The sequence below is a fragment of the Microcystis sp. BLCC-F209 genome, assembly GCF_041928595.1.
GTDB lineage: Bacteria > Cyanobacteriota > Cyanobacteriia > Cyanobacteriales > Microcystaceae > Microcystis.
In genome coordinates, this window is the sequence record NZ_JBHFLL010000180.1 from 1 (window position 1) to 10,622 (window position 10,622).

At 43.3% G+C, this 10,622-nt stretch carries 8 protein-coding genes; 2 read left to right on the forward strand and 6 right to left on the reverse strand.

What is annotated here, in order from left to right; all coding sequences use genetic code 11:
- Positions 1 to 220: 220 nt before the first annotated feature.
- The 6 genes from ACE1AQ_RS11385 to ACE1AQ_RS11410 all read right to left on the reverse strand — a co-directional run bounded on the left by ACE1AQ_RS11385 (position 221) and on the right by ACE1AQ_RS11410 (position 6,009).
- The gene (locus ACE1AQ_RS11385) at positions 221 to 646 is read right to left on the reverse strand and encodes a photosystem I reaction center subunit II PsaD (RefSeq protein ID WP_002740397.1); all 426 of its coding nucleotides are present in this window, start codon (positions 644 to 646) and stop codon (positions 221 to 223) included.
- Between the two features lie 168 nt (positions 647 to 814).
- Positions 815 to 2,452, reverse strand: a complete 1,638-nt coding sequence (locus tag ACE1AQ_RS11390) for an iron ABC transporter permease (protein ID WP_008202010.1) — start codon at positions 2,450 to 2,452, stop codon at positions 815 to 817.
- A 79-nt stretch (positions 2,453 to 2,531) separates the two neighbouring features.
- Positions 2,532 to 3,341, reverse strand: coding sequence for an MBL fold metallo-hydrolase (locus tag ACE1AQ_RS11395; RefSeq protein ID WP_008202008.1), 810 nt, complete (start codon positions 3,339 to 3,341; stop codon positions 2,532 to 2,534).
- Positions 3,342 to 3,402: 61 nt separating this feature from the next.
- Complete coding sequence (locus ACE1AQ_RS11400) at positions 3,403 to 3,990, reverse strand: aminodeoxychorismate/anthranilate synthase component II (RefSeq protein ID WP_110543274.1); 588 nt, start codon at positions 3,988 to 3,990, stop codon at positions 3,403 to 3,405.
- A gap of 127 nt (positions 3,991 to 4,117) precedes the next feature.
- Entirely contained in the window at positions 4,118 to 4,618 is a 501-nt protein-coding gene (locus ACE1AQ_RS11405; RefSeq protein ID WP_008202006.1) for a pentapeptide repeat-containing protein, read from the reverse strand.
- 2 nt (positions 4,619 to 4,620) lie between these two features.
- Positions 4,621 to 6,009, reverse strand: a complete 1,389-nt coding sequence (locus ACE1AQ_RS11410) for an LCP family protein (protein ID WP_110543271.1) — start codon at positions 6,007 to 6,009, stop codon at positions 4,621 to 4,623.
- Positions 6,010 to 6,510: 501 nt separating this feature from the next.
- Here ACE1AQ_RS11410 and ACE1AQ_RS11415 point away from each other — a divergent pair.
- The gene (locus ACE1AQ_RS11415) at positions 6,511 to 7,188 is read left to right on the forward strand and encodes a C40 family peptidase (protein WP_008202001.1); all 678 of its coding nucleotides are present in this window, start codon (positions 6,511 to 6,513) and stop codon (positions 7,186 to 7,188) included.
- 151 nt (positions 7,189 to 7,339) lie between these two features.
- Positions 7,340 to 10,444: an efflux RND transporter permease subunit gene (locus tag ACE1AQ_RS11420; RefSeq protein ID WP_008201999.1), complete on the forward strand. Its 3,105-nt coding sequence runs from the start codon at positions 7,340 to 7,342 to the stop codon at positions 10,442 to 10,444.
- The last annotated feature ends 178 nt before the right edge of the window (positions 10,445 to 10,622 follow it).

Sequence of the window (10,622 nt, forward strand, 5' to 3'; positions counted from 1 at the left end):
TCTAGGTTCTGTGTGATCAGTTTAACTTACAATATGATCGATCAATCTTTGTGTCCTTTGTGTCTTTGTGGTTCGTTCCACTCACTCGCCAGCAGGACTGTATCCTAGAATACATTTTACCCACCAAACCTGGGAGAGCCAGAAATCGAGAGTCAGAAGTTAAATCTTAGGGCCAAATAGCTTCTAAATCTAACTCCCCTCTCTCGATTTTAGGGATTATTTATGCTTCGTAGGGAGTGACACCAGAGAACTTAATTGTCGCCGGTTCCGGGTTTTTGCCGATATTGCGGTCTTTTTTGCCGAAAAATTCACGACCAGCGTTAACTTTTTCGGGGAAGACACCATCAGCAGGGTGGAGATACTGCACTTCACCACTGGGGTAAATCCGATAGATTTTGTAATCTTCGATTTTGGGTTTGAATTTCGTCCGGAATTGGGTACCAAGAGCGAGCGCGTGTTCTTTGCGGGCCAAATAGAGGAGATTTTCGCCTTCGTTCATGATAGCGGCGCCACCGGTGGGCATTTCAAAGACTTGTTCTTTGCTGCTTGTCCAGGTGATGGCGTACTTTTCTTCTAGATCGGCTTTGGCGAGTAAACCGCCTGTGCTGCCACCGAACTTAGGAGCTTTTCCAGAAAGTTCTGTCATAGGGTTTTGTTCTCTCTACAAAAATAAAGAAAAGGGGTTTTAGGGAATCCTATCACTGACACCCCCCCTCTCTAGTAGTCTTGTCAAGAACTGTAACATTATTTTGTACTAGACTATAGAACTAAGCTGCTGGCCGATCGCCAACTGGTCTAGGAATCGGCCACCACTTTAATCGATCGCCCGTCGGGAAATTTGCCAACTTAAAAAAATTACCGGAATTAATCCCACTAGGACAATGGCCAGGGCCGGGGCCGCCGCTTCCACCAAACGTTCATCGCTGGCGTATTGATAAACGCGCACCGCTAGGGTATCAAAATTAAAAGGTCTTAGGACCAAAGTGGCTGGTAATTCCTTCATCACATCGACAAAAACTAACATAGCCGCTGTCAATAATCCCCCCGACAAAAGAGGAATATGCACTTTCATTAAAGTGGCACCAGTGCCATAGCCAAGGCTGCGAGAAGCATCATCTAAACTAGGTTTAATTTTACTTAAACTCGATTCTAGTGTGGAGAAAGCTACGGCTAAAAACCGGACAATATAGGCAAAAATCACACAGAAAATCGTGCCGCTCAGAATTAAATTGATATTTAATCCTTGATTGAAAAAGTTATCTAATTTGCCGATAGGAATTAAAACCCCCACCGCGATAACAATGCCGGGTATAGCATAACCAGCGGCCGCAATCCGCACAGATCCCTTAAGAGTTTTATTCGGATTAAGTCTTTCCCCGTAGGCGAGAATTAAAGCTAAAACTACCGCAATAATTGCGCTTAAACTAGCCAGAAAAAAACTGTTTAGTGACAAACTAAAAAAGTCATTATTAAAAGTTTCTTGGGCATGATTAAAGGCTAGATAGGTCAGATAGAAAGCAGGGGCAATAAACCCAAGAAATACTGGTAAAAAACAGGAGATTATTGCCAAAAAACTGCGAACAAATCCTAGTTCGTACTTAGTCGGTGACTGGAAACGATTGGTCATTTCATAGTAACGAGCTTGACGACGGGAGGATTGTTCAAGGAAAACTAAAACGAGGATAAATACCATTAAAACTGTTGATAACTGCCCCGCCGCTATGCGATCGCCCATGCCGAACCAAGTATTATAAATCCCCGTGGTAAAAGCATTAATGCCGAAATACTGCACCGTACCAAAATCGTTCAGAGTTTCCATTAAAGCTAGGGCCAATCCCGCCATAATTGCTGGTCTTGCTAGGGGTAAAGCAACGGTAAAAAAACCGCGCCAAGGATTACATCCCAAGGAGCGACTTGCCTCCACCGTGCAGACAGATTGTTCTAAAAAACCGACCCTTGCTAACAGATAAACGTAGGGATAAAGCACCAGTATTAACATCAGAATCCCCCCCCAAAGAGAACGGATATTAGGAAACCAATAATCTTCGACACTATTCCAACCGAAAACGCTTCTTAAGAAGGTCTGCACCGGACCAAAATAGTCCATCATATTGGTATAAGTATAGGCCAAGAGATAGGCGGGAGCGGCAAGGGGTAGTAGTAATAACCATTGAAATTGTTGACGACCGGGAAATTGACACATCGTTGTTAACCAAGCGGTCCCGACACCGATGATTAAAACGCCGCTGCCCACCCCGCACATTAACCAAAAAGAATTAACTAGATAATCCCAGAGAACAGTTTCGATCAGATGTTGCCAAACTTGACTGGAATTAGTTAATAAACTACTGGCCACCGATAAAATTGGCAGGGAAACAAGCAGGGCAATTAGTAAAACCGCAATTGTCCATCCCTGTCTAAAAAAAGAGCGAGATTCTTTCAGCAAAAACATTTTTAATAAGATTGTTAAAGCAATTTTTAGAGAACTAGGAGATGATCTACAGCAGTACTAGGTTATTGGCTCCTAAAAGTTAGGATTTCTGTAACAGATTGCGGTAGTCAAACACGCGAATGAGAGTCCCTTTTTTGGGTAAATCGGCGGCACGAATCCGTAATTTATTGTCCTCGATTAAACGGATATTTTTATCCTTGACCAACTTGAGAAATTCATCTACAGACACCAATTCACAGGCCTTTTTATCGGCGGCACTGGTAAAATATTGCGTCGGGACAGCAATTCGCGGCTGTAAAACTTCGATCGCCTGTTTTGCTTCTTGGGGATTATAATTTTTTGGACCCCCTCCCACGGGAATAAAAGCTAAATCCGGCGAACCTAGCAGAATTCTTTGTTCTAATTCGATTGGGGCCGCTGCCCCCCCTAAATGGACAATACTAATCCCCGCCTGGGTCCAACGCCAGGCCACATTCATGCCGAAACGTTTGCCACCTACGCGATCATGGGCGATACTAATGCCCTGGAATTTTAATTTACCCAGATCGTAGGCCCCCGGCTCAAACAAAATTTTCGGATTACCTGGTAAACCCTCGGCCGCCCCTTCATCCCAGAGTTGACTACTAATTAAAACGATATCTGCTTCTACTTTTGGCAAAGGAAAACCCGCCGTACAACCGATCGCCCGGAAGGGATTAACGAGGACTCTTTGACCTCCTCCGGTGAATAAAAAGCAACTATGACCCAACCATTGAACTAAGAGGGAATTATCGGGTTTTTGGGGGGAAGTGGGGTTAGGGGGTTTCGGTTTAGTTTCCGCTAAAACTGAGCTTACTGCCACGGTTAAGAAACTTGTCCCCGCCGATAAGATAAAATCTCGCCTTTTCATAAATATAGATGCAGAATTAATCAAGTTAAGGTTAATTTCAGGGGTTGGCGATTAGTAAACACTAGAGGGATCGCAGAAAGTTTCTTAAAAGTTCCTTGCCAGCAGTGGTTAAAATACTTTCGGGATGAAATTGTACTCCTTGAATGTGGGGGTAATCCCGATGACGGACCCCCATGACCGTGCCATCTTCCACCCAGGCCGTGATCTCTAAATTATCCGGCATGGTGGAGCGCTCGATCACTAAACTATGGTAACGGGTGGCAGTAAAAGGATTTTCTAAGCCTTGAAATACCCCTTCATTGTTGTGATAGATTGGCGAAGTTTTGCCGTGCATCAAGACCGTGGCCCGGACCACATCCCCTCCGAATACCTGACCGATACTTTGATGACCGAGACAGACCCCCAAAATTGGCAGATAGTGGCCAAATTTGGCGATTAATTCCAGAGATATGCCCGCATCGACCGGACGACCGGGACCGGGGGAAATCACAATCCCATCCGGCCGCATTTGTTCGATCGTGGCCAGATCGATTTTATCATTACGATAGACCTCGATCGGCACGGCGATCGGAAACTCAGTCGCTAATTCTCCTAAATACTGGACTAAATTGTAGGTAAAACTATCATAGTTATCGATGACGATTATCAAGAGTCTCTCTCCTTTCTTTAGCCTCGCTCAGTATTTTCATTCTACACCCCGGCTGTCTCGATCGAGATAGCTGGAGTGTAGGGGGTAGGCTATTTTTGAGCAGTCAGCCAGAATCTGCCCAGAATTGCTAATTACAGCCTAAACTATCCCTCGTGGCCACTCCCGTGACCGGATTAATCCCATCGGCCCGTTCACACATTAACTTGACCTGATAGGCATCAATTACCGCGTTAGTGAAATCGGCCCCGGTAATAATTGTGTCATAAAAACGGCTGCGACTAGCGATCGCATCGGTAAAAATAGTATTGGTTAAATCGGCAAAATCGAGGGTAACTCTATCTACCAAAGAGGCGGTTAAATCGGCCCCTTTTAAGTTAGCTTTTAAGAGGACAGCCTCGGTGAGAATGCTATAGGATAAATCGGCCCCTTCTAGGTTAACTCCCCGCATTGCGGCGGCGGCGAAAACTCCTCCGCGCAAATCCTGATGGGAAAAATCCCGATCTTGCAGCTGGGCAAAACTATAGTTAATCGTTTTATCTTGGGCCAAAGCCACTGGACGGGCTGCGAAAAGTAGCCCAAGAATCGCCAGCAAAATAATTAAAACCAGACTGAAAAAATTTTTCAACATTGTTACTGTTGAGCGTCGAGAAACTGGGCCACATCATCACCCACCCGAATGGTTAGGTCTGAGTCTAAAGCACCAGTGGAGGATGATTCTACTTTACCGATTCCCAATTGATTTTTCAAGACGTTAGCGGACTGAACATCACCTTTTTGGGCAATAATTGCCGTGGTTTCTAGCTTTTGGGAGGAGTCATCGCTAATATAAACATTTGTATAGCCCCGTTTGGCCAGATAATTACGAGTGCGACGGGCTAAACCTTTGGTATGGGTGGCATTTTGAATGGCAATCCGCAGACTATAAACGGAGGTTTCTCCCCCGGAATAGTTATCGGTAAAATTGTTAGCCACAATGGTTCTGATTTCGCGACGGTTCAAAATCCAATAACTGCGACCATCGTATTCCTCAAGGCTATTAAACCGGCCGGGGAGTAGGATCATTCTCAAGTCATCCTGTTTAATTTCCCGGCCAAAATTAGCGATAGCCAGCATTTCCTCGACGGTTAAATTCGTATCGATATATTGTTGTAAAACCTGTACTGCTTTCGGGAGACTGGGGAGAATTGTCGGACTAAAAATCTTTTGCTGTAGTGCTTTTAATAAAATTTGTTGTCTTTGTACGCGACCGACATCGCCGTATTGGGGGTTACGAAAACGGGCAAATTGTTCGGCCTGGTCGCCGTTGAGATTTTGCCAACCCTCTTGTAAATCAATTTCTAATTTTTGGGTGACATCTTTATGATACATTCGTTCGGGGACATAAACCTCTACACCCCCGACTAAATCGACTAATTCCTTAAAGGCATCGGTAGTCACCCGCACATAGCGATCAACGGTGACATCCCCTAAAGTATTACTGACCACTTCCGCCGCTAGAGTTGGTCCACCGTGAACATTGGCATCGTTGATTTTAGTGAAACCGTGGCCGGGGATTCTGACACGGCTATCGCGAGGGATAGACAGCATTCTCACGGTTTTGTCGCTAGGATCGAAGCGCACTAGGAGCATGGTATCGCTGCGACCTTTAAATAGATCGTCGCTGTTTTTGGCATCTAAAACTCGATCGATGCCCATAACTAAAATATTAACAGGACGAGAAAGCTGCTGATTGATTAAGCTATTCCAAGCTTGAGCCTCAAGGATGTCTGTTTGGGTGGGAAAAGTCGTTTTTTGGAAGATGGCCCCAATTGGTGCGGGTAAGGGACTAATTAAAGCGACGGCAGCCCCGAGAGTAGCGGAAACTAGGGCGGTAAAACTGAGGGTTATTCCCCAAAATAAGCCCTTTTGCAGGGGAGATGCTTTTTTTAACCCGGACATGACTGAACTGACCACCGTGACGGTATTTTGTGAGTTTTGGCTGTATTCTTGCTTTTCAAACCGCCCGGAAACATTGGCCATGGACTAACCTCAACATCTGATTAAAAGCTTACTCTAGGAGGTGACTGCTGATCCCTAGAATCTATCTCTAGCCCAAAAGTTCCAGATATTGGCCACCCCCCTCTCGCCGGTTATTGTAACATATTGTTAAGGAACCGGCTATCATAGACCTGTGGTAAAAATCAAAATTTGTCTTGGTTGGTTAGGAGTCGGTCGTCAGTAGTCAGTAGTCAGTAGTCAGGAGAATTAAGAATGAATAATGAGCAATTAAATGGTCTATTTAGAGATTTTATGCCATTTAATCCTTATTTTTGCCGTTTTTGAACCCTGAAAAGTTAATTATGCCAGAGGTTAAATAATTTTTCAGGGATTCGGTTCAGTTATAGATTATATCTGTAACCAAGAATTAAGAGAGGTGGAAACTTGAAGATAACAGAACTAAGGTTATTCTCCTTGTTTTTATTCCTTAGCTTTTGGCTAGTCTGGCAGTTTTTTTTGTCAATAAATTCTGATCTATTTTTTATGCAAATCATCTCCCTTCCCCCATCATCCACTCAGGAATATCTCTGTATAAGAGACTTAAATCTCTACAATTCTCCCAGTTGTCAAGAGTTAGCTACCCAAGCACAACGGGGAAGACAATTAAAATTTATTTCCCTAGAAATTACCGAAAAAGGGCTACAAATTCAGCTAAGAGAAGATAATTATTTAGCTTGGTTATCCCTAGAAGATTTAGATGCAATTGCGGCAGCCACCACAGCTTATCAAAAAATTCCTTTAAGTCGTTTGGACATAGAAAAATATATTCCTGAGATTATCACTTTTACTCAGGAAGCAAGGAACCGTACCAATCATTATCTCTGGGGTGGAACCCTTGCACCTAATTATGATTGTTCGGGATTAATCCAGGCCGCTTTTGCCAGCTTTGACATTTGGTTGCCGAGGGATTCCTATCAACAGGAGGCTTTTTGTCAAAAAATAAACCGAGAGGAATTACTCCCAGGAGATTTAATTTTCTTTGGTGATAAAAGAGTTAATCATGTGGCTTTATATCTAGGCAATAATCAATATATCCACAGTTCAGGTAAAGAAACAGGTAATAATGGTATCGCTATCAATTTCCTCACCGATGATCAGGATAGCATCAGTCGTCATTATTATCAAAAATTATGGAGTTTCGGTCGAGTTATGCACAATTAATCAGTTATCAGTGGTAATTATGAATTATGAATTATGAATTATGAATTATGAAGTGGGAAGAATAGATAAAAATAATCTCCTGACTCCTAACTCCTAACTCCTGACTCCTGACTTCTGTCTCCTGTCTCCTCACTCTCCCCCATAGGTAATCATGTTAGAAAACATCTCCCTAAGCGGTCTATCAATTCGTCGTCACATAGGAGTATTGACGTTAACTATAGCAGTTATCATCATCGGTCTTTTTTTTCTAAATCGTTTACAAGTAGATTTGCTTCCTTCTATCACTTATCCCCGCATTAGTTTAAGGATGAATGTCCCCGGAGTGTCCCCAGAAGTTATTCTCGAAGAAGTAACTAAACCCCTAGAAGAGGGAATGAGTGCCACCGAGGGAGTAGTGCAAGTTTATTCAGAAACTCGCGAGGGAAGGATGCGAGTAGATTTATTTTTTCAACCCGGGGGAGACTTAAACGTTGCTTTAAACGAAGCTACCGAAAGTTTTAATCGTGTCCGACAAAATTTACCCGATATTATTGAGGAACCGCGCTTAAATAAATTTGAACCCTCTCGTTTACCCGTCTATGAATTCGCTCTCGTTTCCGATACCCTACCCCTAAAAGATTTAAGATTATTTGCCGATGAAGAATTAGGGAGAGAATTAGGGTTTGTGGGAGGAGTGGCAGTGGTGGATGTGATTGGGGGAGTTAGAGAAGAAATTCAAGTTAATATTGACCTGCAGCGATTACAATTTTTAGGAGTGGGATTAAATCAGGTTTTAGACACCCTAAAAAGACGCAATCAGGACATCTCTGGGGGCCGACTAGAGGGAGAAACAGGGGAACCTTTAACCCGAGCGGTGGGGAAATTTAAAAACGTAGCGGACATTCAAGATTTAGCACTGACCGATAGTAATAATCCCGAAGAAAAAATCTACCTGCGGGATGTGGCCAGAGTTATCGATGGGACAGAAGAACAAAGAATTTTTGTCACCCTAAATGGAAAAAATGCCGTCAGGGTTAGCGTCCAAAAACAACCGAATGCGAATACGATTGCTGTGGTAGAAGGGGTAAAAAAACGCATTGCCGAATTAAAAAAATCTGGGTTAATGACCGGGGGAATGCAAGTCGTCCCCACTACCGATGAGTCTGTATTTATCCAAAACGCAGTCAATAACGTGGTTTCTTCGGGACTAGCGGGGACAATTCTAGCAGGATTGACTGTATTCGTCTTTCTCGGTTCCCTGCGACAGACTTTTATCATTACCCTAGCGATTCCTCTTTCTACCCTCGTCGCAATCATCTGTATGAAGTTATTCGGGTTATCGATAAATGTGTTTAGTTTGGGAGGATTGGCCCTAGGGGTGGGTATCGTGGTAGATAATTCCATTGTCATGCTGGAAAATATTGCCCTCAAAGTTAATCAAAACCAAAATAAGCGAGATTTTTTAGAAATTGCCCGTAATAGCAGCCAAGAGGTAGAATCTGCTTTAGTGGCCTCCACTGCGACTAATCTCGTCTCTATCCTGCCATTTTTATTATTGGGTGGTTTTATTTCCCTGCTGTTTAACGAGATTATCCTCACTATCAGTTTTGCTGTGGCTGCTTCTCTGCTGTGTGCGTTAACCGTTGTTCCCATGTTGGCCAGTCGTTTGTTAAATATGCGGGTTTCTAGTGGTATCCATCGGTTTTGGCTCTTAAGAGTCTTTAGTCAACGTCTAGAAGGTTTAACCATTCTCTACGGTCGTTTTTTAGCTAAAATCATCCACTACAGAATACCTGTTATCCTGCTGGCCTTTTTAATTTTAGGGGGAAGTAGTTTCTATCTCTGGCAATATATCCCCCAGGAAGTCTTTAGTCGTATTCAAACCGGACAAGTGAACCTTTTTGCTCAATTTCCTCCTGGTACCAATTTAAACACTAACCGTCAGGTGATGGGGGAAGTAGAAAAGATTTTATTATCACAACCAGAAACTGAGTATGTTTTTACTACCAGTGGCGGTTCTCTTTTTGGCACAACTACCAATGAAAATATTTTGCGCGCTTCTAGTACGATTAATCTCAAAAAAGGCACTAATACAGAAGCATATATCGAACGCATGAGCAAAGCACTAGAGCAATTAAACCTCGTTAACGTGCGTTTGCGTCTCACTCCCGGTCAAGTGCGCGGTATTATTCTTAATAACTCTCCCTCCGTCGGTGCCGATGTGGATGTGATGTTACAGGGACCCGATGGGAAAACTTTAGAGCAAGCTGGTGAAGAAATCCTCGGTATTCTCGATGAAAAAGTCCCTAGTGCGCGTTTTCGTGCCGATGCTGACCCCAGACAACCAGAAATTCAGATTAAACCCGATTGGACCCGCTTAAATAGTTTGGGATTGAGTACCCTGGAAGTGGGACAAACGCTACGGACCGCTATTCAAGGATCGATCCCCACCCAGCTGCAACGGGGAGAAAGATTAATCGATATCCGAGTGCAATTAGACCCCAACTCGCGGCAAAAAATTAGTGACATATCACAAATACCTATTTTTGTCAATAGGCAAGAAGACTTAAAATTAGCAGATATCGCTAGGATTGAAGGGGGAAAAACCCCCGGAGTCATCCAGAGAATTAATCAGCGTCAAGTTTTTATTATTATCGGCAGTTTAGTCGAGGGAGCGAAATTAAGTGACGCACTCGCGGGGGTACAATCGGTTTTAAACGCTACTCCCTTACCCGATGGTGTCAGCATTTTACCCAGTGCTGCTGCCATATCTAATCAAGAAATTCAGGGTTCTTTGGGGTTATTAGCGGGTTTATCGGTATTTTTAGTCTTTGTGGTCATGGCCGTGCAGTATAACTCGCTTATAGACCCTTTGGTGATTATGTTAACCGTTCCTTTAGCCCTAGCGGGGGGGATTTTTGGGCTATATTGGACTAAAACCCCGATTAATGCCATTGTCATCGTCGGGGTGGTGTTGTTGGTGGGGATTGTGGTTAATAATGCGATTATTATGGTGGAATTGGCGAATCAATTGCGGCAAGAATTCGCTTTTACTCGACTACAAGCTATTTTAAAGGCCGCTCCCCAACGTTTACGACCGATTTTAATGACTACCGTGACCACGGTTTTAGGTTTATTTCCCCTTGCTTTAGGATTGGGAGAGGGGGGAGAATTCCTGCAACCTTTAGGAATTGTCGTTTTTTCGGGTTTGTCTTTGGCAACTCTGTTAACTCTGTTTATTATTCCCTGTTTTTACGTTTTATTCTCTAGAAAATAATCTTCTTGGCAATTATGAATTATGAATTATGAATTATGGCTCTTCGTTACTTGTTATGGTTCGATAGGGGGGCATAAATCGACTAAATCCTTATCTGGCAAAAGATTTAACTGATTAGCTCGCTCTAGATCAAAAACAATTGACAAAAATCGTCCAATGTCTTTCTCTATAAGGGTTC